This is a genomic window from Nocardia sp. GTS18, assembly GCF_013839555.1.
Taxonomy (GTDB): domain Bacteria; phylum Actinomycetota; class Actinomycetes; order Mycobacteriales; family Mycobacteriaceae; genus Nocardia; species Nocardia rosealba.
In genome coordinates, this window is the sequence record NZ_JACBIU010000001.1 from 468,222 (window position 1) to 494,161 (window position 25,940).

Genomic DNA, 25,940 nt, shown 5'->3' on the forward strand with positions numbered 1-25,940 from the left:
CGCATATCGCGCTGATCTAATGCCTTGTGCTGGAGCACGGAACACGACCGGAGAGTCCGGTCAGATCTCCCGAAGCCTCCCCGAATCCGCCGCGTTTCAGTGCACAGTTGTACTCTCAAAAGCGTGACCGAGCAACTCTCCCAGTCCCAGGCCGAAGTCCAGGCGCTCGCCCGCCTGGCCGGCGACGAGTTCGTCGGTGCGATCGACGGGATCGCGGCCATCCACCGCGCCATCAGCGATCGGGTGTTCACCGCCGTGCGCGCGGGAGTCGGGACGGCCGCGGATCCGGTGAAGGTCGTGCACGACGCCATCACCGAGAGCGTGTACGCGGTCGTCGGCGGTACCGGGCACGTCGTCGGCGAGATGGCGAGCGCGGTGCAGGTATCCGGCCTACCCGCGCCCTCACGCACCGTCTGGGGCGCGGGCTTTCTCGCGGCCGTCCAGGGGCTGATCGGTGACGCGCTCGAGGACGACGCACCGATCCTGGCCTCCCCCATGACCATTCGTGTCGACGGCGCGCCGGTCCCGGCCGAACAGCTGGCCGCGCATGTTCCCGTGCCGACCACCAAGCTCGTCGTCCTGCTGCACGGGCTGGTCGAGACCGAACACGCCTGGCGCCTCGGCGGCAGGCCGACCTACGGCGAACGCCTCGAAGACGACCTCGGTTACACCCCGGTCTTCGTGCGCTACAACACCGGCCTGCACATCTCCGAGAACGCCGCGCAACTCGACGCCCTGCTGACCCGGCTGGTCGAGCAGTGGCCGCTCCCGGTCCACGAGATCTGCCTGATCGGTCACTCCATGGGCGGGCTCGTCGCGCGCAGCGCCTGCCACCGGGCCGAGCAGAGTGACGCCGTCTGGGCGCGTTCGGTGCGACAAGTGGTGTGCCTCGGCTCGCCACATCTGGGTGCCCCGCTCGAACAGTTCGTGCACTACGCGGCCGCGGTGCTCGACCGGCTGCCCGAGACCCGCCCGCTGAGCACCCTGCTGCGCAGGCGAAGTGCGGGCATCCGCGATCTACGCCAGGGCTCCCTCGTCGACGAGGACTGGCGCGACCGCGACGTCGACGCGCTGCGCGCCGAGGCGGTCCGCGAGGTGCCGCTGCTGACCGGCGCCGATCACTACTTCGTCACCGCCACCGTCACCCATAGTCCGAAGCATCCGCTGGGGATGGTGGTCGGCGACGGGATGGTGTTGCGCGGCAGCGGTTCCGGGGTCGGGCGCAGCAGGCGCATCGGTTTCGACAGCGGCAACGGGTTGCACGTGCCGGGCGCCAACCATTTCAGCCTGCTCAATCACGACGCCGTCTACACCGCACTGCACGGATGGTTGTCGGGGACGCCCCACCATCCGGTCCAGCTCGATACGCTGGGGTCATGACTCTCGACCACGGCGATCCCGGCGACGCACCGGCCATTCCGCTGCCCACCGCTCCCCTGGCCAACGACGCGCGACCGTCCGCCGCCGAGGAGGCCAGAACGATTGCGGCCGCGTCCAATACGGGCACCCTGGCCAGCCTGACCGCCGACGGCGCGCCGTGGGCGTCGTTCATCACCTACGGGCTGCTCGACGGCGCGCCCGTGCTGAGCGTGTCGCGCCTGGCCGAGCACGGGCGCAATCTGGCCGCCGATCCGCGTGCCAGCATCGCGATCGTGACGCCGGACATGCCCGCCGATCCCCTCGCGGGCACGCGCATCACCCTGGCCGGTGTGGTGGAGCGGCCGAGTGGCGCCGAGGCCGAGGCGGCCCGCGCCGCACACCTGGCCGCGGTACCCGCCGCGAAGTACTACATCGATTACAGCGATTTCACGCTGTGGGTGCTGCGGGTCGAACGGGTGCGCTGGGTCGGCGGCTACGGCCGGATGGATTCCGCGACCGCCGCGCAGTACCTGGCCGCACGACCGGACCCGATCATGCCGCAGGCGGCGCCCGGCATCGCCCACCTCAACGCCGACCACGCCGACGCCCTGCTCGCCATGGCCACCCAGCTCGGCGGTTTCCCCGATGCCACGGCCGCGAGCTGCGAACGGGCCGACCGCTACGGTCTCGAACTGCGGGTCGAGACACCGCGCGGGGTGGCACGCACCCGCGTCGGCTATGCCGAACCGCTCACCGAGATCGGTCAGTTGCGAGCCGCGACAGTGGAGTTGACGCGGCGGGCGCGGGCGATGGCCGGTCAGGTCTCGTAACCGGTCAGTTCCAGAGCACGGCGACCAGCACGTTCACGATGGCGAGTCCGCCTGCGGCATCGGTCATCCAGCCGACCTGCTTGCCGCGCTTGGCATCGGCCCGGCCGACTTCGGCGAACCCGGCCACCGCGATCGAGATGACGAGTTTCACGGCCAGTTTCGTCGTGTCGGGTTCCTTGTCCAGCGATTCGACGCCGGAGGCGAGGCCCGCGAGGATCACGCCGGTGACGAGCTGAGCGCGGGCGCCCCACACCATCAGTTCCGAGACCACCGGGCGCGACGCGACATACCCACCGACCACCGCGGCCATGCCGAGCAGATGGGTGACGACCACCAGGTCGTAAACGAATTCCATGACTGCCGAGCGTAGTTCACACGACAATGGCCGGCACCCGATGGCGCCGGCCATTGTGGACGAATGCGGCTAGCGGGTGGCCTGGTCGAGCAGGTGCGCGTCCTTGCGCATCCCGAACGCCGTGATGACCTCCATGATGCCGATGACGATCAGGAAGATACCCACGACGAGAACCAGCGTGGCGATGGAGCCGATCGGCCAGACGATCAGGATCACACCGGCGATCGCGCTCAGCACACCGTAGAAGATCTGCCAGCCGCGGCCCGGGATGCTCGGTTCCGAGATCGCCGCGAAAAGCACGGTGATGCCGCGGAACAACCAGCCGATGCCGATCCACAAGCCGAGCAACACGATCGAGGTGAGGTCGTCGCGGAAGCAGAACACACCGATGATCAGCGACAGCACACCGCTGATGAACGAGAGCACCCGCAGGCTCGTACTCGGCAGATGAGTGAATGCGGCGACCAACTGGAAGATGCCGCTGGCAACCATATAGATACCGAAAAGAACGCCCGCGACAAGCAATGACGGACCGGGCCATACGAGCACGATGATGCCGAGGACCACCGCGAGAAGACCGGTGACCAGAATTGTTTGCCAGGTTTTCTTGGCAAGCGCGGTAAATGGGCTCTCCAACACGGTATTTGTCGTCATGACGAGATGTTATGCCCGCCAGCTCTCATTCCCTGGAAAGTTGCTGAAGCTGTGATCGTGTCGCGGCACACAACCCGCCGCCGAACGGGCGGGACGCGGCGCGCGGTGACGAGCGACACCTCATTGCCACTGCGAACGTTTGGCGCGTTCCGGTCCCGGGTAGGTGATGGGAGTGTCGGTTGTACTCGTGCTGCAAGCTCGTGGACTCGGTGATCTGCTCGCCGCGGTCCCGGCTCTGCGTGCCCTGCGCCGGGCCGAACCAGGCAGCCGGATCGTGCTGGCCGCGCCCCATCGCCTCGAACAGATCGTCGACCTGATCTCCTCGGTCGACGAACTCGTCGCCACCGCCGATCCGGCGGCCCTGATCTGGGACGGCCCCGCGCCCGAGCTGGCGGTGAATCTGCACGGCCCGGACGGTGCGAGCGCGCGAGCGCTGGCCGATACCGGCGCCAAACGGATCATCGGGCACCGGACGCCGGGCCTGCCCCGGCTCACCGGGCCGCGCTGGGATCCCGAGGCCCACGTGGCGGATCGGTGGTGTCAGTTGCTCGAGAGCGAGGGCATCGCCGCCGATCGGCGCAACCTCGGACTGGTCCCGCCGGTTGCCTCCATCAGCCGTCGCGACTGCGTGGTGGTGCATGTCGGCGCCGGTGCGCCCGCGCGCCGCTGGCCGCCGGAACGGTTCGCCGCCGTGGTGCGGCACCTGATGGTCCTCGGCCGCGACGTGGTACTCACCGGTGATCCGTTCGAACGCGACATCGCCGTGCAGGTGGCCGCACAGGCGGGCCTGCCCGACGACCGGGTACTCGCGGGCAGGCAGAACCTCACCGATCTCGCGGCCACCGTGGCCGGTGCCGCCCTCGTGATCTCCGGCGATACCGGCGTCGCCCATCTGGCCACCGCCTTCGGCACCAGGACCGTGCTGCTGTTCGGGCCCACTCCGCCGCGTCGTGGCGGTCCGCCCGCGCATCTGCTCGGCAGGCACGCGGTGCTGTGGGCGGGGCAGGTCGGCGATCCCGATGCCCGCACCCCCGACCCCGGCCTGTTGCGCATCGGAGTGCCCGAGGTGATCGCCGCGGTCGACGCTCAGCTCGACAAGCAGGATTGGGCCGAGTCGAGTCGCTCGCGTTATCGCCGGGTGGGCTGACCGGCGGGCGGTGCGGCAGCGGTCGGCTGACCGGCGGCTCGCAGTGCAGCGGCATGCGCGGCCAGGGCGCTCGGCCAGAACTGTTCGAGGTAGTCGCGCGCGTCGTTGAGGCCACGCGGATCCAGGGAGTACAGGTGACGGTTACCGTCGCGGCGCATGCTCACCAGGTGCGCCTCGCGCAGGATGCGCAGGTGCTGGGAGGCGGCCGAGCTGGTGATACCGGTGGCCTCGGCGAGCTCGGCGACCGAGCGTGGACCCTGCGGCAGCGACTCGAAGATCGCGCGCCTGGTCGCGTCGGATAACGCGGTGATTGCCCGAACTCCGTTAGCGTCCACTGAACAAGTGTGCGCGGATAACGCCTGGTCGGCAATGATCTTGCGGTCACGGTATTTCACCCGGTCGCTCCCGGGAATTTCTGTTTTCGAGATGCGATTGTTATAGATCAACTGGGGTCATAGCCGCTCGTGATGGCAGCCACAGGATTCGCCGCGTCGGTTACGAATTAGCTACCTTCGAGACATGTTCGTGACCAACCCGTTATCCGCCCGAATCTCCGACGCCTTCGCAGGTCGTCTGGGAGGCGTTGTCGCGGGTGCGGTGGCCCTGTCCGCACTCGTGGGAACGTCCGCCGCCGCCTTCAGCGGCCCCGAGACCCCTACCACCACCGCCGTCGCGGCGTCTTCGGCAGACGCCCTCGGCGTTTCGCAGGCCCGCTTCACCTCCGCCACCGCGCCCGAGGTGCAGGCCGAGACCCCCGCCGCCGCACCGGTGGCCTGGGAAGAGCACCGCGAGGCCATCCAGGCCGCGCTGCCGCCGCTGCCCGCGCCGCTGCCCTTCATCGCGCCGCCCCCGCCGCCGCGCCCGCAGACCGTCCGACCGGTCAACGGTCGCCTGACCTCCTACTACGGCCCCCGCTGGGGTGCCGCGCACAACGGCATCGACTTCGGTGACCCGATCGGTGCGCCGGTCTTCGCCGTCACCGACGGTACCGTCATCGAGACCGGCCCGGCCTCCGGGTTCGGCCTGTGGGTCCGCGTCCAGCAGGACGACGGCACCATCGGCGTGTTCGGTCACGTCAACGAGATCCTGGTCCAGCCGGGCCAGCACGTGAACGCCGGCGACGTCATCGCCACCGTCGGAAACCGTGGCCAGTCCACCGGCCCCCACCTGCACTACGAGGTGCACGTGCCGGACGGCTCGCTCTACGGCGCTCCGATCGACCCGCACCCGTGGCTCGCCGCGCGCGGTATCGACGTCGGCGTCCCGCAGGACTGATCCTCACCACCCACTGATCGCCGCCCGACCGGCGATCAGGAAATCCCGCAGCCGCGCGACCGCGAGCGTCGACCCATGGTCTCCCGAGACCAGGCCGATCTCGCGGTCGCGTTCGCCATCGATGCGCACCACGGCCAGGTCGGGGTGCGGTGTCTCGGCGGGCGGGAGCAGCGCCACGCCGAGCCCCAGCGCGACGAGCGCGCGCAGTGTCTCGAACTCGGTGATCTCGAACAGCACGCGTGGCGTGAAACCTGCTGCGGCGCACCAGGAATCGAGTAGCGCACGCAGCTGATAGCTCGGCGGGTTGGCGATGAACGCCGCATCGGCGAGTTCGGTCAGCGCCACCCGCGAGCGCCCCGCCAGCGGGTGGGTTCGGGCCACGTGCAGATCGATACGCTGGCGCCCGAGGACGACCGTCGGCAGGTCGTCGGGCGGCGGGATCATCACCGCGAGATCGAGCCTGCCGTCGCGGACCTGCTCGGCCAGCGCCTCACCGTGGGCCTGCACCAGGTGCAGGCGGATGCCGGGTGCGCGGGTGTGGAACTGGGCGAGCAACGCCGGGACGCTGATCGGTCCGAGGGTGAGCGGGAATCCGAACCGAACGAGACCGGTCTCCGGGTCGGCGTCGGCCCGCACGCGGCGCACGGCGTCGTCGAGCGCGCGCAGCACACCGCGCGTTCGTTCGTGCAGGTCACGGCCCTGTGGCGTGAGCGTCACGCCGCGCCCCGACGGCTGGAACAGGGATACCCCGAGATGCTGTTCGAGGGTCTTGATCCGGCGGCTCAGTGACGACTGGGGCACCCCGAGACGCTGCGCCGCACGGGTGAAGTTGCCCTCCTCGGCGGCCGCGTCGAAGGCCGCGAGCAGGGGCGCGACGGCCTGCGCGCCGTATTCATCCATATCCGGATCATATGCCCGGCGATTCCGTATTGGACGGATCGGTGGTGGCGGCCCGACGATGGCGGTACACGGCTTATCGGGAGGTTCGACATGGATGCCAGGACACACGAATCCGGTTGCGGGGACGACATTCTCGACGCGGTGCTGATCGGTGGCGGCATCATGTCGGCCACCCTCGGCGCGCTGCTGAGCAGCCTCGCTCCGGACTGGTCAATCGCGCTGTTCGAGCGACTCGGGGAACCGGCCGGCGAGAGTTCCGGTGTGTGGAACAACGCGGGCACCGGGCACTCGGGGCTGTGCGAGCTCAACTACATGCCCGACCCTGACGACGCGAGCAAGGCCGCGCGGATCGCCGAGCAGTTCGCCCTGTCCCGGCGGTTCTGGTCGGCGCTGGCCGCGCGCGGCGCGTTCCCTGACCAGGACGCAGCCGGCGCGTCGGCCGAGCGCAGTCCCCTCGGGGCCTTCCTGACATCGACACCGCACGTGACCGTGGTCTTCGGCGACCGCGATATCGCTTACCTGCGGCGTCGCTGGGCCACCCTGCGCGAGTTGCCCGCCTTCGCCGAGATGGAGTACACCGAGGATCGCGCGGTGATCGGTGCGTGGGCACCGCTGCTGGTGCGCGGACGAGCCGCTGACGAACCGATGGCGGCGACCCGGCACATCGGCGGTACCGATATCGACTTCGGCGCCCTCACCAGGGCGTTGCTGGCGACGATGACCGAGGCGGGCAATCCGGTGCGGTTGCATCGCGAGATCACCGGCTTGCGGCGCGGCGCCGACGGGCTGTGGACCGTGCGTGGGCGCGATCTGGATTCCGGGCGGACGTTCCGGGTTCGCACCCGGTTCGTGTTCGTCGGCGCGGGCGGTTACGCGCTGCGGCTGCTGCAGCGGGCCCGGCTGCCCGAGGTGCGTGGGTACGCGGTGCTGCCGATGGGCGCGCAGTTCCTGCGGACCGGTAATCCCGATGTGGTCGCCGAGCACGAGGCGAAGGTGTACAGCCAGGCCTCGCTCGGCGCGCCGCCGATGTCGGTGCCGCATCTGGATCGGCGGGAGGTCGACGGGGCGGCCGCGTTGATGTTCGGCCCGTACGCCACTTTCAGCACCCGGTTGCTGCGCCACGGGTCCCTCACCGACCTGTTCACCACCGTGCGCCCGCACAATGTGGTGCCACTGTTGTCCGCGTGCTTGCGGAATCTGCACCTCGGGCGCTATCTGCTCGGTCAGCTGCTGGCTTCACGTCGGGACAAGTTCGCCGAGCTGCGGCGGTTCTATCCCACCGCCGACGCCGCCGACTGGGAACTGATCCAGGCCGGTCAGCGCGCTCAGCTGGTGAAACCCGACGGGCGGTTCGGCGGCGAACTCCAGTTCGGCACCGAACTCGTCACCGGGGCCGACGGTACGATCGCCGGTCTGCTCGGTGCCTCGCCCGGCGCTTCCATCGCCCCCGACATCATGCGCGATCTGCTCGATCGCTGCTTTCCCACGCGACGCCACGAGTGGGCGCCGTTGCTCACCGAGCTCCTGCCGGACGCCCCGGAAACGAATTCGGCGGGGATTCCGTTGGCTACTGTGCTCTCCCTTGTCGCCCAACAGATTTCGCCGGACGATGCCTCCAGCGACAGCTGACACTCCGGCAACCGCGCGCCCTGGAATGGTCACGGCGCCGCAGGCTCGCTCAGGGGTGAGGCACGCACCGAGTTCTAGGGGTCGTCCCACGGGTGAGCCAGGGGTGAGGTCGGCATAGTACGGCGGTAGGGGTACCCGGACCGTTCCGCAGCGGGAGGTGCTGGGGCGCACGGCATTTCTACCGTCGGGACATGGCGACGATCGACCTCACCCACACCCTGTCCCGCTTCCGGCTCCAGACCGGGCCGAGGAGCGAGCAGGCACCCTGGCACGGCCCGCTGTTGGTCAATTCGGCCCTGATGTCCGCGCTGGTCGTGGTGTCGATGATCGGCATGGTCGTCGACGACCGGTTGCTGCTCGGTGAATCGGTGTGGCTCAAACCGGCGAAGTTCGGTTTCGCGTTCGCCGTCTACGGCATGACGCTGGCCTGGATACTGCGGTTGCCGCATCGGGGCCGGCGGGCCACCTGGTGGCTCGGTACCGTCTTCGCGGTCACCGGGGTGCTCGACGTCGGCTTCATCGCGCTACAGGCGGCGCGCGGGACCTTCAGTCATTTCAATACCGCCGCCGATCCGGTCAATCAGATCGGCCAGCAGGTCTTCGCCTCCGGTGTTCCCGGCCTGTTCCTGGCGAATCTTGTTCTGGTGGTGATCATCTCGTGGCAGAAGCTCACCGATCGTCCGACCGCGATCGCCTTGAAGGCCGGATTGTGGCTGGCGGTGGCAGGCATGATGCTCGGGTATCTGATGGGCTTCACCGGCGCACAGCTGGTGCGTCAGGCCGACGGCACCGTGATCGGGTTGATGGCGGGGCACACGGTCGTGCCGGGCTCCCCCGGCGACACTGCCCGCGACGGGCTCGGCGCGATGCCGATCACCCACTGGAGTACCACCGGTGGCGATCTGCGGATCCCGCATTTCGTCGGACTGCACGGCATCCAGGTACTGCTGGTCCTGGCCGTCGCGCTGACCGCGCTCGCCGCCCGCTATCGGTGGCTGCGGACCGAGCGGACCCGCGCCGCACTGGTCGGCGTCGCCGCCATCGGGTACGCCGGACTGCTGACTCTCGTGTTCTGGCAGGCACTGCGCGGTCAGCCGCTCACCGGTCCCGACCTCGCCACGGTCGGCGCGACGCTCGGGCTGATCGGGTTCGTCGCCGCCGGTGTCACCGCGATCTACCTACGTTCCCGCGAGACACCGGCCGACCCGGCCTAGCCCCAGTCAGCGCAGGCGTTCGGCTTCCTTGGTCAACTGCACGAGCGTCGCACTCAACTGCGCCAGCTCGGCCTGATCCGCGCCCTCGGCCACAGCCGTCGCCACGTCCTCGGCCGCGCAGCGCGCCGCGAACCACCGGTCGGCCAGGTCGGCGGCCTCCTGGGCGGTGAGCACCACCGCGTCCTCGGGAATCCCCGTCCCCTTGAGGCTCGTGCGGTGTTCGTAGGCACGTTGCCGACACGACTGACGGCAATAGCGGCGACGCCGACCCGATTCGGAATCGACGATCTCCCGCCCGCACCACGAGCAGGACAGCAGGCGACTGCGCGACATGCTGCGAAACCCTAGCGGCCCCACGACCGATCCGGCGGTTCAGGTCTCGCTGAGCGGGCACTCACCCAGTGGGTCCGACGGCCACCCTGGCCGTAGCGACTACAATGGAACAGTTCAGTCTTCCCGCGCGTTGAACGGTAGTACCACGTACCGGTTGTCGGCCGCCTCGATCTGGACTGACCAGAGGGTGCGGGGAACAGGCCGACAACCACGCGGCGCCAGCCGCCAAAGACACAGGAGCACACATGGCAGATCGCGTACTCCGGGGCAGTCGGCTCGGAGCGGTGAGCTACGAGACCGATCGCGACCATGACCTGGCCCCGCGCCGGATCGCCCGCTACCGCACCGACAACGGTGAGGAATTCGACGTCCCGTTCGCCGACGACGCGGAGATCCCGCCCACCTGGCTGTGCCGTAACGGCCAGGAGGGGCAGCTCATGGAGGGCACCTCGGTCGAAACCAAGAAGGTGAAGCCGCCGCGCACCCACTGGGACATGCTGCTGGAGCGTCGCAGCAAGGAGGAGCTCGAGGAGCTGCTCAAGGAGCGCCTCGACCTGCTCAAGTCCCGCCGCCGCGGCTAGCCACCGGCGACAACGGCGAAGGCCGCCTCCCCTCGGGAAGGCGGCCTTCGCCGTTTCATCTCGTCAGTGACTGGCTACTTTTCGGTACTGCAGCAACGCAGCAGGCATGGCGACGGCCAGGATGACCAGCGAGCAGATCACCGCGTAGAGGATGCAGTTGTCGGCCGCCCAGCCGGTGGCCGGGGCGAACGACGGCGGTGCGGAGTTGTCGAACAGTTTGCGCCCGGCGGCCGAGACGGCGGTGATCGGATTCCATTCGGCGATGGTGCGCAGCGGACCGGGCAGGGTCTCGGCGGAGATGAACGCCGAGGAGATGAACGACAGCGGGAACATCCAGATCAGGCCCGCGCTCTGCGCCACCTCGACGGTCGGCGAGATGAGCCCGGTCAGCGCGCCGACCCAGGACATGGCGAAGGCGAACAGCAGGATGATGGCGAAGGCCAGTGCGGCGTCGGCGATGCTGCCGTTGATCCGCCAGCCCACGATGTACCCACAGATCACCATCACCCCGAGGCTCGCGACATTGACCACCAGATCGGACAGTGTGCGGCCCATCAGCACCGCGAGCCGCGACATCGGCAGCGTTCGCATCCGGTCGATGATCCCCTTCTGCAGGTCACCGGCCAGCCCGACCGTGGTGAACGCGGCGTTGAACGCCACGGTCTGGGTGAAGATGCCCGCGAGCAGGAACTCACGGTACTGGTCACCGCCCAGGGACGCGCCGAAGATGTAGGCGAAGAGGAACACGAACATCAACGGCTGGATGGTCGCGGTCACCAGCAGCGTCGGCACCCGCAGGATGGTGAGCAGGTTGCGGTAGGCCACGATCGCGCTGTCGCGCAGGAACCGGGCCCGCGGCGGGGTCTGGTCGGCGGCAGCGGGCCGCGAGGAGCCCGGGGTGATGGGCATTTCGCGGGTGTCGTTGTCCGCCTCGACGTCGGGGGCCACGCTCACGACAGGATCTCCTCTGGCACGTCGTCGGTTTCGGGTTCGGTGGCCGGTTCGGCCGGGGTTCCGGTGAGCGAGAGGAACACGTCGTCGAGGGTCGGGCGGACCACGACGGCGTCGAGCACGCACACCCCCGCGTCGTCGAGCCGGCGCAGGGCCTCGACCATCGTGCGGGAGCCGTTACCGACCACCACCGATACTTCGTCGCTGCCCGGCTCGTGGATCGGCGTGCCGACACCCACCTGATCGAGGACCGAGACCGCGAGATCGGGACTCTGCCCGGCGGCCAGGGTGACCGTGAGCCGGTCGCCGCCGATGGAGGTCTTGAGTTCGTCGGCGGACCCACGGGCGATGACGGTGCCCTTGTCGATCACGGTGATCCGGTCGGCGAGCAGGTCGGCTTCCTCCAGGTACTGGGTGGTGAGCAGCACCGTGGTGCCGTCGTCGACGAGGTCGCCGATCACCTTCCACATGTCGAGGCGCCCACGGGGATCGAGGCCGGTGGTCGGTTCGTCGAGCACGACCACCGGCGGTCGTGCGACGAGAGAACCGGCCAGGTCGAGGCGCCGGGCCATACCGCCCGAGTAGGTGCCCGCGCGTCGGCTCGCCGCGTGGTCGAGACCGAGCGCGGTGAGCAATTCCTCGGCACGTTCGGTGGCCTGCTTCTTCGACATGCCGTAGAGGCGCGCCACCATGCGCAGGTTCTCGTATCCGGTCAGGTTCGCGTCGACCGCCGCGTACTGGCCGGACAACCCGAGGCGGGTGCGGGCCGCGGCCGGATCGGCCAGCACATCGACCCCCGCCACGCGCACCGTGCCCGCGTCGGGGCGAAGCAGGGTGGTGACGATCCGCACGGTGGTCGTCTTGCCCGCGCCGTTGGGCCCGAGCAGGCCGAGCACCGTGCCCGCCGGTATCTCGAGGTCGATCTCCTTCAGTACGCGCACCTTGCCGAAACTCTTGGCGAGGCCGCGCACTTCTACCGCCAGACTCACGGACGCATCTCCTTCTCGGCGCCGCCGCACACGGTGATCCCGGGCACCCCGTCGAGGTGGCGGTGCAGCACGGGGCCGATCGCCGCCAGCGCCTCCGGTGTGGTCATCGCCGCGTGCCTGCAGGGCAGGTCGTGGTTGTGGATGGTGCCGGTGACGAACTGTTGCCAGGAACCGGCCCGCCTGGCGGGATCGGCGGCGTTGATCTCGTCCGCCGCCGCGGTGAAGAACAGCAGATCGCCGTCGAAGGTACGCGGCCGGAACGCGTTGGCCATCACCGTCCCGTCGGCGTACCCGGTGTAGAGGCGTTGCAGATTGTCCACCGACAGTGCCGCGAACGGCCCCGGCTGTGCCCGCAGCAGATCGGCTGCTTCGTGCAGGTCGAGGTCGGCGGGCAGTGGTGCGCCGTCGACGAGGTCGGCACCGAACTCGCCGAGGATGTCGGCGACGCTCGGCATCGCGGTGTCGAGCCAGCGGTCGCCGAGCTGGTAGCTGTCCATCATCGCCAGCAGCGCCACGTCCTCGCCCAGTTCCTGCAGCTGCACCGCGATCTCCTGGGCGATGAGCCCGCCGAGCGACCAGCCGAGCAGGTGATACGGCCCGTGCGGCTGGATCGCCCGGATATTGGCCACGTAGTGACCCGCGGCCTCCGGGATGGAGGTGAAGCTGTCCTGACCGGACACGTGCGGGGCCTGCAGGCCGTACACAGGACGATCGGGAGCCAGGTGTGCGAGCAGCCCCGAGTAGCACCAGGCCAGGCCGATGGCCGGGTGCACACAGAACAGCGGGGTGTCGTGCGGCCCGGTCGACGGGCGGATCGGCAGCACCGGTTCCAGGGCGGCGGCCATCACGTCCGCCGGGTCCGCGCCGTCGAGCCGGGCGGCGATGGCGGCCGGTGTGGCATCGCCGAACATCATCTGCACCGGCATCTCGTAGCCCTGCTCCCGCAGTGCCGCGACGACTTTGGTGGCAAGCAGCGAGTTGCCACCCAGTTCGAAGAACCCGTCGTCGGCGCCGACCCGCTCGACACCGAGCACCTCGGCGAAGGCGGCACACAGCGCCACCTCGGCAGGCGTCACCGGCGCGCGGTACCCGCCCGAGGCGGTGAACACCGGTTCGGGCAGCCGGGCACGGTCGAGCTTGCCGACCGGGCTGAGCGGCACCTCGTCGAGCAGCATGATCGCCTGCGGGACCATGTAATTGGGCACGTGCGCACCGATGTGCTCGAGCAGTTCGGGCACCGTCGGCGACGCGCCGGCGCGGGCCTTCACGTACGACACCAGCGCGGTGACCCCGGCCTGAGTGGTGTGCCCGACGGTGAGCGCCAGCTCCACGTCGGGGTGCCGGGCGAAGGCCACGTCGATCTCGCCGAGTTCGATCCGGAACCCGCGCACCTTCACCTGGTGGTCGGTGCGGCCGACGTATTCCACGTCGAGCGCCGACTTCCTGCCGTCACGCCAGCGCACCAGGTCACCGGTGCGGTACATGCGTTCACCGGGCGCACCGTAGGGATTGGCGACGAAACGCTGCGCGGTGAGCCCCGGCCGATTGTGGTAGCCGCGGGCCAGCGCCGCACCGGCCAGCTGCAGTTCGCCCGTGACGCCGATCGGGGTGGGGTGCAACCGCCGGTCGAGCACCGTGGCCGAGACACCGCGGATGGGACCGCCGATGGTGATCGGACCCTGCGGGCTCATCGGTTGCGGCATCAGGGTGACGATGGTCGTCTCGGTCGGCCCGTAGACGTTGTAGAAGTTGCGCCCCGGCGCCCAGCGGGCGAGCAGGTCTGGCGGCAGCGCCTCACCACCGGTCAGGATGTGCGCGAGCGAATGCACACCCGTCGGATCGACGGTGCCGAGCGCCGCGGTGGTGATGAAGGCGTGCGTGATCCGCTCCCGGATGAACAGCTGACGCAGTTCTTCGCCACCGACGATGCCCGCGGGCGTGATGACGAGGGTGCCCGCCCCACCGAGCGCGAACAGGATGTCGAGCATCGACCCGTCGAAGCTCGGGGTGGCGAAGTGCAGCACCCGGCTGCCCGGTCGCACGTCGTAGCGGTCGGCGCATTCGGCGGCGAAGTTCGAGATGCCGCCGTGGGTGACCACCACACCCTTCGGGGTGCCGGTCGACCCGGAGGTGTACACCACGTAGGCCGGGTTGGCCAGGCGCAGCGGCCGGACCCGGTCCGCGTCGGTGATCGGCGCGTCGTCGGTGCCGAGCACGGTGGCGCGGGTGTGTGGGTCGTCGAGCACCAGCCACCGGCAGTCACCGGGCAGCTGGTCGCGGTGCGCGAGCAGGGTCAGCCCGATCGCGGCGCCGGAGTCGGTGAGCATGTGGCTGATCCGCTGCGCCGGGTAGTTGGGGTCGACCGGTACGAACGCGGCCCCGGCCTTGGCGACGGCCAGCATGGTCGCCACCGACTCTACCGAGCGCGGAATACCGAGTGCGACAAGGCTTTCCGGGCCGATACCCTGTCCGATGAGCAGCCGGGCGAGCCGGTTTGTCCAGCGGTCGAGGGCGTCGTAGGTGACCACGGTGTCGCCCGCGCTGAGCGCCACACCGTCGCGTGCCCGCGCCGTCGCGGCGTCGAACACCTCGGCCAGGGTGACCGGGGTGTCGGGCCGGGCACCGTGGACGGGTGCCAGCGCGGTCCACTCGACCGCGTCGAGCAGGGCCAGGTCGCCGACGGCGGTGTTCGGGTCGGCGGCGACAGCGGTGAGCAGCCGCACCAGGCGGTCGCCGAGGCGGCGCGCGGTGACCTCCTCGAACAGGTCGGCGGCGTAGTTCACCGACAGGGTGATGCCGTCACCGACGCGATCACCGGTCTGGGTCTCGGTGAAGGTGAACTGCAGATCGAACTTGGCGATGCCGGCGTCGGCGTCGACCGCCTCGATCCGCAGGCCGGGCAGTTCCAGCATCCGCACCGGGTTGTTGCGCACCGAGAGCATCACCTGGAACAGCGGGTGATGCGCCTGCGAGCGTGCGGGATTGAGCACCTCGACCAGTCGCTCGAACGGCAGGTCGGCATGGGCGAAGGCGTCGAGGTCGCGGTCGCGCACGGTGCGCAGCAGGTCGACGAAGGCGCGGTCGTCGGACACCTCGGTGCGCAGCACCAGGGTGTTGACGAACATGCCGATCAGCGCGTCGAGCGCCGGATGACCACGTCCCGCGCTGGCGGTGCCGACGACGATGTCGTCGGTGCCCGTCACCCGGTGCAGCAGCACCGCGAGCGCGGCGTGCAGCACCATGAACATGCTGACGTTGTTGGCGGCGGCGATCCCGCGCAGCGCCCGGTGAGTGGCGGCGTCGACCGTGCAGTCGACGGTGCCGCCCCGGTAGGAGGGCACCGGCGGGCGCGACCGATCGGCGGGCACGGTGAGCAGTTCGGGCAGCCCGTCGAGGGTGTCGCGCCAGTGGTCGAGCTGCTTGCGGATCAGCGAGTTCTCGTCGTCCTCGGTGCCGAGCAGCTGCTGCTGCCACAGCGTGTAGTCGGCGTACTGGATCTCGGGGATCTGTTCGCCGAACGGTTCACCGGTGCGGATGCCACGGTACGCGGCGGCCACCTCGGCGGCGAGCGGTTCCAGCGACCACCCGTCCATGGCGATGTGGTGCACCACCAGCACGAGCACGTGCTCCTGAGACCCGGCGACGGCCAGTTTGGCCTGGGCGGGCACCGGCAGCCCGGTGCGGTCGACGGTGATGAGCGCGGCCCGCAACGGCACCGAGACCGACAGGTCGAAGCCAGGTGCGGCGAAACGGGCGACGGCGGCGTCGACCTCGTGCGGTGTCGCACTCGCATGGAAGAGAGTGACCGCCGCGATCTGCGGGTCGAGCACCAGCTGCTGCGGCTCGCCCGCCGTTTCCGGGAACACCGTGCGCAACGTCTCGTGCCTGCGTTGCACCGTGTGCAGGGCGGCGATGAGTGCGTCGAGGTCGATCGGACCGTGCAACCGCAGCACCACCGGGATGTTGTACGCACCGGCGGACTGGTCCTGCGCACCGGCGTTGAACCGGTTGAGGAACCACAGCCTGCGCTGGGCCGCCGAGAGCGGGATCCGTTCCGGGCGATCCTGTTTCACCAGGTCCGGGCGGCCTTCGTCACCGGACGGCCCGGTCTCCACCAGCGCCGCGAGCTCGGCGACGGTCGGTGCGGCGAACACGGTACGCACCTCGAGGCGCACATTGCTCGCGGCCGCCAGCCGGGCGACCAGCTGGGTGGCCAGCAGCGAGTTGCCGCCGATGTCGAAGAAGCTGTCGGTAGCCGACACGTCCTCGACGCCGAGCAGATCGGCGAACACCCTGGCCACCAGGCGTTCGGACTCGGTGCGCGGGGCACGGCCCGCCGCGACGGTGAACTCCGGTTCGGGCAGTGCCGTCCGGTCGAGCTTGCCGACGGGTGTGAGCGGCACGGCGTCGATCAGGTTCAGCGAGGCCGGAACCATATGCCCGGCCAGGTGTTTGACGGCGTGATTGCGCACGTCGGCCAGATCGGCCGGGACCGCGTCTTCACCCAGCTGCACCCAGGCGACGATCCGGTCGTCACCCGCGATGGTGCGCACCTCGGTGTGGGCGAAACGGACATCGGGATGGCTGCCGAGCACGGCACTGATCTCACCGAGCTCGATGCGGAAACCACGCACCTTCACCTGGTGGTCGCTGCGGCCCAGGTAGTCCAGTTCGCCGGTGGCGGTCCAGCGCACCACGTCGCCGGTGCGGTACATCCGGCTGCCCGCGGGCCCGCACGGGTCGGCGACGAAGCGCGACGCGGTGAGCCCGAACCGCTGGTGGTAGCCCTGGGCGATACCCGCGCCACCGATGTAGAGCTCGCCGGGAACCCCGACGACGACCGGTTTCAACCGCTCGTCGAGCACCAGGGCCCGCGATCCGCGCACCGGTGTACCGATGGTCACCGGCACACCCACCCGCAGCTCCGACATGGCCGCGATGACGGTGAACTCCGTCGGCCCGTAGGCGTTGACGAATCGGCGCCCGGGCGCCCAGTTCTCCACCAGATCCGGCGGCACGGCCTCGCCACCGGCCATCAGCCCGCGCAGTCGCGGCAGCGGCCAGCGGCTCGCATCGATCGAGGCGAGTACGGCCGGGGTGAGGAAGGTGTGGGTGATCTCCTCACGCTCCAGCAGGGCGCCGAGTTCGTCACCGCCGTAGACGTCGATCGGGCCGATCACCATCTCCGCGCCGGAGTACACCGCGAGCAGCATGTCGAGCACGGAGACGTCGAAGCTCGGGGTGGAGAAGAAGAACGTCCTGGCGAACCGGTCGAGGCCCATCCGCTCGCGCAGATCGAGCGCGAGGCTGACCAGACCACCGTGGGTGACGGTGACGCCCTTGGGCAGACCGGTGGAACCGGAGGTGTAGATCTGGTACGCCAGGTCGGCGGTGTGGATGGGACGGATGCGTTCGGCATCACGGATCGCGGCGTCGTCGTATCCGGCCAGCTCGGTGTGCAGGTCGGGATCGTCGACCAGCAGCCACCGGGTGTCGAGCGGTCCGGCGGCCTCGCGCAGGGCGGGGGCATCGGCGCTCGTGGTGAGCACGGCGCGCGCACCGGAGTCGGTGAGCATGTGCCGCACCCGGTCGGCCGGGTAGCGCGGGTCGACAGGCACGAACGCGGCACCGCTCGCGGCGACACCGAAGATGGCGAGCGCGCAGTCCAGTGACCGGGTGAGGCCGACGGCGACCCGATCGCCGGTGCCGATGCCCCGTGCGATGAGGGCGCGACCGAGCCGGTGGGCACGTCGGGCCACCTCGTCGTAGTCGAGTTCACCGACCTCGCCCGCCACGCTGCCGCCGGCGAACCATCGCAGCGCGGGCCTGTGCGGGTACCAGTCGGCGGCCCGGTCGATGATGTCGGACAGCACCACCGGGGTGACCAGCGCCGGACCCTGCGCCGGGACGAGCGCGCGATGTTCGGCGACGGTGAGCTGGTCGATATCGGACACCAGCCTGCGCGGATCGGCGGTCACCTGGGTGAGGATCGCCGCGAACCGGGTGGCCAGCGTCTCGATCGTCTCCTGGTCGAAAAGCTCGGTGGAGTAGACGAATTCGAAGCGCTGCCCGTCGCCGTCGGGGGCCACCCGCAGTTCCAGGTCGAACTTGGCGCGGGCGATGTCGAGTTCCTCGGCGCGCAATCGCAGGCCCGGCAGCTCCAGTTCCGGTGCGCTGTCGTCCTGCATGCTCAGCGCCACCTGGAACAGCGGGTGCCGGTTGTTGGCCCGGCTGTCGCGGCCGAGCGCGTCGACGACCCGTTCGAACGGCAGGTCGGCGTGCGCGAGCGCGGCCAGCTCCGAATCGCGGTCGGCGTGCAGCAGTTCGGTGAAGCTGGCGCCGGGATCGACGTCGGAGCGCAACACGAGGGTGTTGACGAACATGCCGACCAGCTCGTCGAGCTGGATGTCGGTGCGTCCGGCGACCGGGGTGCCGATCGGGATGTCGCGACCGCCGGTGACCCCGCGCAGCAGCACCGCGAGCGCCGAACGGACGACCATGAACAGGCTGACACCGGTCTCGGCCGCCAGCTCCTCCATCGCCTCACGCAACGGCGCCGACACCGGGCACACCACGGTGGCCGCCGTGCCGACCGGTTCGGCCGGACGCGGTCGGTCGAACGGCAACGGCAGTTCGTCGGGCAGTTCGGCCAGTGCCTCGCGCCAGAACGCGAGCTGGGTGGCGGCGATGCTGTCCGGGTCGTCCTCGGCACCGAGCACGGCCCGCTGCCACAGGCTGAAGTCGGCGTACTGCACCGGCAGCGGTTCCCGCACCGGAACGCTGCCACCGGCACGCGCCACGTACGACACCGCGAGATCCTTGGTCAACGGGCCGAGCGACCACCCGTCCGCGGCGATGTGGTGCACGACCACGCCGAGCAGGTATTCCTGAGTCCCGGTGCGCAGCAACGAGACTCGCAACGGCGTCTCGTGGGTCAGGTCGAAGCCCTGCCTGGCGAACTCGGCGAGCATCTCCTCGGCCCGTGCGGGTTCGGTGTCGACGGGCTCGATCGCCGGCACCGACCCGGCCGTCGGCAAGACCACCTGCTGGGCGCCGGAGAGGTCCTCGGGGAAGACCGTGCGCAGCACCTCGTGCCGCTGCACCAGGTCGGTGACCGCGCCGCGCAATGCGTCGATATCCAGATCGCCGCCGATTCGCAAGACGAAAGCGATGTTGTAGGCGCTGGATTCGGGCGACAATCGGTTGAGGAACCACAGTCGTTGCTGCGGCAGCGACAGTGGTATGCGTCCCGGGCGCGGGGTGTGTACCGCCAGCGCCACCCGCTGCGTCCGGGGCGCTTCCGCGATCAAACCGGCGATGCCCGCCACCGTCGGCGCCTCGAAGATCTGGCGCACCGGCAAATCGACCTCGAAGTCTGCGTGCAGCGCCGCGGCCAGCCGGGTGGCGAGCAGCGAATTGCCGCCGATGTCGAAGAAGCTGTCCTCCGCGCCGGGCACCGGCCTGCCGAGGATCTCGGTGAACACCGCGGCCACCCGCATCTCGAGGTGGGTCCGCGGAGCGCGCGATCCGCCTGCTGCCGCGAATTCCGGTGCGGGCAGGGCCTTTCGGTCCAATTTGCCCGCCGGTGTCACCGGCATCCGGTCGAGCACCGCGAGCGCGGCGGGCACCATGTAACCGGGCAGTCTGCCGCGCGCGGTGTCGAGCACGGCCGCCGGTTCGATCGGCCCGTCGGCGGTGACGTAGGACGCGAGCCGCTGCTGACCGTGTTCGTCGACGTGCACCACGGTCGTTGCCGAGCGCACTCCCGGGTGTTCGCGCAGCACATGGTCGATCTCGCGCAGCTCGATACGGAAGCCACGGATCTTGATCTGGTCGTCGGCGCGCCCGAGGAAACGCAGGCGACCGGTGGCGTCGGCGACCACGAGATCGCCGGTCCGGTACATCCTTTCGCCCACACGGCCGTGCGGATTCGCGACGAAGCGCTGCGCGGTGAGGCCGAGTTTGCCCAGGTACCCACGCGCCACACCGGGACCGGACACATACAGTTCGCCCGGAGTCCCCGGCGGCACCGGGTGCAGCCGGGAATCGAGGACGAACAAGCGCATCCCGCGCACGGGCGCACCGAGCGGCACCGGCTCGCCGGGCACCATGGCGGCGCTCGCGGTGACCGCGACGGTCGCCTCCGACGGGCCGTACATGTTGTGCATCCGGTATCGACCGGCCCAGGTGTCGACCAGTTCGTCGGAGCAGGCCTCGCCGCCGACGATGACGGTGTTGAGTTCGGAGAACTCACCGGCGGGCACGGTCGCCAGGGCGGCCGGGGTGATGAACGCGTGCGTGATCCGTTCCGAGCGGAGGAATCCCGCCAGTTCGGCGCCGCCGTACAGGTCGGCGGGGGCGACGACGACGGTCGCGCCCGCGGCGAAACCGAGCAGCAACTCCAGCACCGACGCGTCGAAACTCGGTGAGGAGAAATGCAGGGTACGGGCGGCATCGGTCACCCGGAACAGCTGGGTCTGCTCACTGGCCAGCGACGAGATGCCCGTATGGGTGACGACAACCGCCTTGGGCAGGCCGGTGGAGCCCGAGGTGTAGATCAGGTACGCGGGCTGGGTCGGCCGCATCGGGTGCGTGCGCTCGATGTCGCGCACAGGCGCGGCCGAGCGGTGTGCACAGTCGGCTTCGAAGGCTGCGGTCCCGAACACCAGCCATTCCGGCGCCCGGCGGTGCTTGCCGACGGTGGTCGGCAGCGCGGCGAGGTGTTCGGGCAGGGTCAGCCCCAGCACCGCACCGGAGTCGCCGATCATGTGCGCGATGCGCTCGGCGGGGTACGCCGGGTCGACCGGCACGTACGCGGCACCGGTCTTGGCGACCGCCCAGATGGCGATGATCGATTCCAGCCCACGCGGCAACGCCACCGCCACCACCGTCTCGGGGCCCGCACCGTGCGCGATCAGACTGCGCGCCAACCTGTTCGAGCGCTCGTCGAGCTCCCGGTAGGTCGTGTCGAGCCCGAGATAGCGCACCGCGACCGAATCGGGCAGGCGCTGGGCGGTATCGGCGAGCAGGCGGGCGAGGGTGTCGGCCGGTTCGGCCGGTGCGCCCGCCACGGGCACGAGCCGCGCGATCTCGCGACGGTCGAGCAGCGGCAGATCACCGATCGGTTCCTGCGGCGCAGCCAGCGCGGACCGCAGCATGGTGGTGAACCGGCGGGCGATGGCCTCGACGGTCGAGCGATCGAAAACATCGGTGGCATACCCGAATTCGGCGTGCAGCGGCCCGTCACCATGGTTGTCGCGTACCTCGAGCTGCAGATCGAACTTGGCGACACCGGTCTGCACCGGCACGAGTTCGGCGGCCACACCGGGCAGTTCGACGCGCAGCTCGGGGGTGCGGTCGTAGGACAGCATCACCTGGAACAGCGGATGCCGGTTGGTCGACCGGTCCGGGTTCACCAGTTCGACGAGCCGTTCGAAGGGCACATCGGGGTTGGCGAAGGCGTCGAGGTCGGTTTCGCGGACCTGGTCGAGCACCCGGTCGAAACCGGCGCCGAGGTCGACATCGGTGCGCAGCACGAGGGTGTTGACGAACATGCCGACGAGTTCGTCGAGCGCCGGATCGGAGCGTCCCGCGATCGGGGTGCCGATGGTGATGTCGGTGCTGCCGCACACGCGCGCGAGCACGGTGGCCAGCGCGGCGTGCAGCACCATGAACATGCTCACCCCGCGGCCGCTGGCGAGTTGGCTTGCCGCGCGGCGCGTTTCGGCATCGATGGTGAAGGCGACCGTGTCGCCGCCGGTGGTCCGTCGCAGCGGGCGCGGGCGGTCGAGCGGCAGGTCGAGCTGATCGGGCAGCCCTGCAAGGGCCCGGCGCCAGTGCCCGAGCTGACGCCCCAGCGGTGCCTCCGGGTCGGTCTCGTCACCGAGCAGTTCCCGTTGCCACAGTGCGAAATCGGCGTACTGCACGGGCAGCGGCGTCCACCGCGGCGCGTTGCCCTCGGCGCGGGCGGCGACGGCGGTCATCAGATCCCTGGCCAGCGGAGCTACCGACCAGCCGTCACCGCAGATGTGGTGCAGCACCACGACCAGCAGATGCTCGTCCGGGGCCAGGCGGTACAGCACCACCCGCAGCGGAGTCTCGCCGCGCAGGTCGAAGCCGCGCCCGGCGACCTCGGCGACGAGGTCGTCGATGCGGCCGTCCCCGTCGTGCGCGACGAGATCGGGTGCCACGGCGGCGGCGGGATGGATCAGCTGGTACGGCCCCTCCGGGCCGTCGGGGAAGCTGGTGCGCAGGCTTTCGTGGCGGTCGAGCACGTCTCTGAGGCCGGCCCGCAGGGCGGCGAGGTCGAGCCGACCGGTCAGCCGCAGCGCCAGCGGCATGTTGTAGGCGGCGGCGTGTTCGGCGAACCGGTTGAGGATCCAGAGCCGCTGCTGGGCCAGCGACAGCGGCACCCGTTCCGGCCGGGTCGCCGGAACCAGCTCGGGCGTGGAGGTCTCGGGCCGGTGGGTGCTGATGTACTCGGCCAGCGAAGCGATGGTCGAGGCCTCGAACAGATGCCGGATGCTGATGCTCGCGTCGAGGGTGGTGTTGATCCTGGCGACGGCGCGCGCGGCGACGAGCGAGTTGCCGCCGAGGTCGAAGAAGCTGTCCTGCACGCCGATTCCGGTGCCGTCGAGGGCGAGCACCTCGGTGAAGATCTCGGCGAGCGCGCATTCCAGCTCGGTCTGCGGTGCGTCCGCCCCGGTGGTCACCCGCACACCTACCTCGGGGGCGGGCAGTGCCTTGCGATCCACCTTGCCGTTGGCGCTCAGCGGCAGTTCGTCGAGCACGACCAGCGCCGAGGGCACCATGTAGGAGGGCAGCGCCCGGCGCAGCGCCGCCATCAAGGCCGCCACCTCCGGTGCGGCGGCGCCCGGTGCGGCGACCACATAGGCGACGAGTTCGTCGTCGCCGGTGCGGCTGGTCCGCGCCACGCAGACAGCACGGGCGACACCGTGCTGGGCGAGCAACGCGGACTCGACCTCGCCGAGCTCGATGCGCAGGCCACGGATCTTGACCTGGAAGTCGGTGCGCCCCAGGTATTCCAGGACGCCGCCGTCGAGCTGCCAGCGGGCCAGGTCGCCCGTGCGGTACATCCGTTGCCCGGGGGTGAACGGGTTGGCGACGAACCGATCGGCCGTCAGATCGGGCCTGCCGAGGTAGCCGCGCGCCAGCTGGGTGCCCGCGAGGTACAGCTCGCCGACCACGCCGGGCGGGACCGGGCGCAGCTGCGGATCGAGCACATAGGTCTTGGTGTTCCACACCGGCGAGCCGATCGGCACGGTGGTCGCCCCGACCGGGCACGGCCAGTAGGTGACGTCGACAGCGGCCTCGGTCGGCCCGTACAGGTTGTGCAGCTCCGGCCCGCGCAGCGCGGCATGGAAGTCGGCGACGGTGGCGCCGGGCAGCGCCTCACCGCTGCAGAACACCCGCCGCAGGTTCGCCCCGCCGCGCACGCGCGGATCGGTGACGAACAACGACAACATCGACGGCACGAAATGCGCTGTGGTGACCGACTTCTCGGTGATGATTCGCGCCAGGTACGCCGGATCGCGGTGCCCGCCGGGTGCGGCCACGACCAGCCGAGCCCCGACCTGCAACGGCCAGAAGAACTCCCAGACCGACACGTCGAAGGTGGCCGGGGTCTTCTGCAGCACGGCGTCGCTGTGGTCGAGCGGGTATTCGGCCTGCATCCACCGCAGCCGGTTGACGATGGCGGCGTGCGTGACCGCCACACCCTTCGGCTTGCCGGTGGATCCCGAGGTGAAGATGACGTAGGCGGGGTGTTCGGGCCGCAGCGGCGCACGGCGGTCGGCGTCGGTGATGGGGGCGATGTCGTGCCCGGTGACGTCGAGGGTGTCCAGGTCGACGCGCAGAGCACCTGCGGGCAGCCGCACACCGTCGCGAGCGGCGGTCAGCACACACACCGGTTTCGCCTGTGCCACAACGGCATCGATGCGATCGACCGGATGCTCCGGATCGATCGGCAGGTAGGCGGCGCCGGTGGCGAGCACGGCGTACATACCGATCACCATCTCGATGCTGCGGTGCAGGCACAAGCCGACGGTGGTCTCCGGGCCCGCACCGCGCGCGATGAGTTCGCGGGCCAGCTGGTTCACCCGTTCGGACAGTTCGGTGTAGCCGATGGCGCGGTCACCGTACTCGAGCGCGACGGCGTGCGGGCTGCGTCGCACCTGGTCGGTGAACAGCGAGACGAGCGTGCCGGTGGGCACCGGGATCTCGGTGGCATTCCATTCCCGCAGCACGCGTTCGCGTTCGGTCGCGGTGATGGCGTTGAGCGCGTGGGCCGGGCTGTCGGGGGCGGCGGCCAGGAACCGGGCGAGGAAGTCCAGGTAGCGGGCGTGATGCGCCGAATTCTCTGTCTCGCCGTAGAGGCGGGGGTTGGCCTCGAAGTCGAGCTGGATGCGGCCGCCGTCGCCGTTGTAGATATTGATGGAGAGGTCTTCGACGGGGCCGGTCGCCAGCACGTGCAGCTGACCGGTGATATCACCGAATTTCAGCTCGTCGTGGAACAGCATGATGTTGACCATCGGCCCGAAGAACCCACGTGCGTCGCGCGAGTAGCCGCAGTCGCGGCGGATGTCGTCGGAGCGGTAGCGCTGGTGCCGCAGGGCGCCGGTGATCTGCAGTTCGGTCTGGCGCACCACATCGGCGACGGTGGTGTTCTCGTCGAAACGCACGCGCAGCGGAACGACGTTGGACACCACACCCGCCGAGCGGCGCAACGCCACGGTGGTGCGCGCCGAGACGGGCAGGCTCAGCACCACGTCGGGATTGCCGGTGACCGAGCGGACGTAGGCGGCGAGGGCGGCGACGATGAGCGCGGAATTGGCCGAGTTGTGCGCGGTGATCGCCTGCGTGAGCAGGGTGTCGAGGTCGGTGTCGAGCACGGCGGTCGCTCGGTGACGGCCGGGGTCGTGGGTGTCGCCGGTCGCCGTCACCGACGACAGCGTCATCGGCTCGCCGACACCGGCGAGTTGTTGCATCCAGTACTCGCGGTCGGCGTGGAAACGGCTGGACTCGCGGTAGCGCGACTCGTCGGCGTAGAGGTCGACCAGTGCGGCGGCGCGCGACACGGAGGGCTCGCGCTGCTCGCCGACCGCGGTGTAGATCTCGGCGGTGCGCGCGAGCGCGTTCATCGCCCCGTATCCGTCGATCACGATGTGGTGACCGCGCTCGTACCAGAACCAGTCGCGCTCCCCGATGCGCAGCACCACATTGATGGTGAGCGGCTCGTTCTCCATGTCGATGGGCGTGCTGGCGTGCTCGTTCATCCACCGTAGTGCGGCCGCGCGCGGATCGGGCTCGCCGCGCAGATCGATACGGGCCCAGCCGGGCCGCCAACTCGGATCGACGCGCTGATGGGGTACGCCGTCGATCTCGAGTAGGCGCACGTGTCCCACCTGGGATTCGGCGCCGAATCGCTCGATGGCGTAGAGCAGCCTGCCCGGGTCGAGATCGCCGTGCAGTTCCACGTAGTGCGCGATCGTGAGCGGAATGTCGGGCCTGATCCGTTGCGCGTACCACAGCGCCGTCTGACCGGGCGACAAAGCGAACGGCTGGCTCGAGTCCTCGTCGGTGACGCATGAGCTGACGCGGTCGGTGGCCAATGAACTCATCAAGCACTCCGTTCTGGTGTGTCACGACTCCCCGAGCAGCGCCCGGGCACACGACGGCCCAGGGCGTGGCTATCCACGCCCAT

At 69.9% G+C, this 25,940-nt stretch carries 15 protein-coding genes; 7 read left to right on the forward strand and 8 right to left on the reverse strand.

The window, feature by feature from the left end:
• Nucleotides 1–123 precede the first annotated feature (123 nt).
• Both HYG95_RS02300 and HYG95_RS02305 read left to right on the forward strand, forming a co-directional pair.
• Complete coding sequence (locus HYG95_RS02300; protein ID WP_181696329.1) at nt 124–1,380, forward strand: alpha/beta hydrolase; 1,257 nt, start codon at nt 124–126, stop codon at nt 1,378–1,380.
• On the forward strand, nt 1,377–2,189 hold the full coding sequence (locus HYG95_RS02305) for a HugZ family protein (RefSeq protein ID WP_181696330.1): 813 nt from the start codon (nt 1,377–1,379) through the stop codon (nt 2,187–2,189). Before HYG95_RS02300 ends, HYG95_RS02305 begins: the two co-directional genes overlap by 4 nt.
• 4 nt (nt 2,190–2,193) lie before the next feature.
• Here the strand turns inward: HYG95_RS02305 and HYG95_RS02310 are convergent, their stop codons facing one another.
• Nucleotides 2,194–2,544, reverse strand: coding sequence for a hypothetical protein (locus tag HYG95_RS02310; protein WP_067492221.1), 351 nt, complete (start codon nt 2,542–2,544; stop codon nt 2,194–2,196).
• 69 nt (nt 2,545–2,613) lie between these two features.
• Nucleotides 2,614–3,198 carry an HdeD family acid-resistance protein gene (locus HYG95_RS02315; protein ID WP_181696331.1) on the reverse strand — a complete coding sequence of 195 codons (585 nt, stop codon included), beginning with the start codon at nt 3,196–3,198 and terminating at the stop codon, nt 2,614–2,616.
• A gap of 172 nt (nt 3,199–3,370) precedes the next feature.
• Here HYG95_RS02315 and HYG95_RS02320 point away from each other — a divergent pair, with 172 nt between their 5' ends.
• Nucleotides 3,371–4,345, forward strand: a complete 975-nt coding sequence (locus tag HYG95_RS02320) for a glycosyltransferase family 9 protein (protein ID WP_225280288.1) — start codon at nt 3,371–3,373, stop codon at nt 4,343–4,345.
• Here HYG95_RS02320 and HYG95_RS02325 read toward each other — a convergent pair.
• Nucleotides 4,327–4,680, reverse strand: a complete 354-nt coding sequence (locus HYG95_RS02325; RefSeq protein WP_181696333.1) for a helix-turn-helix transcriptional regulator — start codon at nt 4,678–4,680, stop codon at nt 4,327–4,329. The genes HYG95_RS02320 and HYG95_RS02325 overlap by 19 nt on opposite strands.
• Before the next feature lie 184 nt (nt 4,681–4,864).
• Between HYG95_RS02325 and HYG95_RS02330 the strand changes: the two genes are divergently transcribed.
• Nucleotides 4,865–5,620, forward strand: a complete 756-nt coding sequence (locus tag HYG95_RS02330) for a M23 family metallopeptidase (RefSeq protein WP_084456271.1) — start codon at nt 4,865–4,867, stop codon at nt 5,618–5,620.
• A 3-nt stretch (nt 5,621–5,623) separates the two neighbouring features.
• Here HYG95_RS02330 and HYG95_RS02335 read toward each other — a convergent pair whose 3' ends face one another.
• The gene (locus tag HYG95_RS02335; RefSeq protein ID WP_181696334.1) at nt 5,624–6,520 is read right to left on the reverse strand and encodes a LysR family transcriptional regulator; all 897 of its coding nucleotides are present in this window, start codon (nt 6,518–6,520) and stop codon (nt 5,624–5,626) included.
• A gap of 90 nt (nt 6,521–6,610) precedes the next feature.
• Between HYG95_RS02335 and mqo the strand changes: the two genes are divergently transcribed.
• Together mqo and HYG95_RS02345 are read left to right on the forward strand one after the other, a co-directional pair.
• The gene (mqo, locus tag HYG95_RS02340; RefSeq protein WP_181696335.1) at nt 6,611–8,149 is read left to right on the forward strand and encodes a malate dehydrogenase (quinone); all 1,539 of its coding nucleotides are present in this window, start codon (nt 6,611–6,613) and stop codon (nt 8,147–8,149) included.
• Nucleotides 8,150–8,340: 191 nt separating this feature from the next.
• Nucleotides 8,341–9,363, forward strand: coding sequence for a hypothetical protein (locus HYG95_RS02345; protein WP_181696336.1), 1,023 nt, complete (start codon nt 8,341–8,343; stop codon nt 9,361–9,363).
• A gap of 6 nt (nt 9,364–9,369) precedes the next feature.
• On the opposite strand, the gene HYG95_RS02350 is transcribed toward HYG95_RS02345, so the two are convergent.
• Complete coding sequence (locus HYG95_RS02350; protein ID WP_067492213.1) at nt 9,370–9,696, reverse strand: hypothetical protein; 327 nt, start codon at nt 9,694–9,696, stop codon at nt 9,370–9,372.
• A 245-nt stretch (nt 9,697–9,941) separates the two neighbouring features.
• Here HYG95_RS02350 and HYG95_RS02355 point away from each other — a divergent pair, with 245 nt between their 5' ends.
• Entirely contained in the window at nt 9,942–10,277 is a 336-nt protein-coding gene (locus tag HYG95_RS02355) for an RNA polymerase-binding protein RbpA (protein ID WP_067492212.1), read from the forward strand.
• 63 nt (nt 10,278–10,340) lie between these two features.
• Here HYG95_RS02355 and HYG95_RS02360 read toward each other — a convergent pair whose 3' ends face one another.
• The 3 genes from HYG95_RS02360 to HYG95_RS02370 are packed head-to-tail and all read right to left on the reverse strand — an operon-like array spanning nt 10,341 to nt 25,857.
• Nucleotides 10,341–11,186: an ABC transporter permease gene (locus tag HYG95_RS02360; RefSeq protein ID WP_247606747.1), complete on the reverse strand. Its 846-nt coding sequence runs from the start codon at nt 11,184–11,186 to the stop codon at nt 10,341–10,343.
• Nucleotides 11,187–11,227: 41 nt separating this feature from the next.
• Nucleotides 11,228–12,217: an ATP-binding cassette domain-containing protein gene (locus HYG95_RS02365; protein ID WP_181696337.1), complete on the reverse strand. Its 990-nt coding sequence runs from the start codon at nt 12,215–12,217 to the stop codon at nt 11,228–11,230.
• Nucleotides 12,214–25,857, reverse strand: coding sequence for an amino acid adenylation domain-containing protein (locus HYG95_RS02370; RefSeq protein WP_181696338.1), 13,644 nt, complete (start codon nt 25,855–25,857; stop codon nt 12,214–12,216). The genes HYG95_RS02365 and HYG95_RS02370 overlap by 4 nt, the downstream gene beginning before the upstream one ends.
• Between the last annotated feature and the right edge of the window lie 83 nt (nt 25,858–25,940).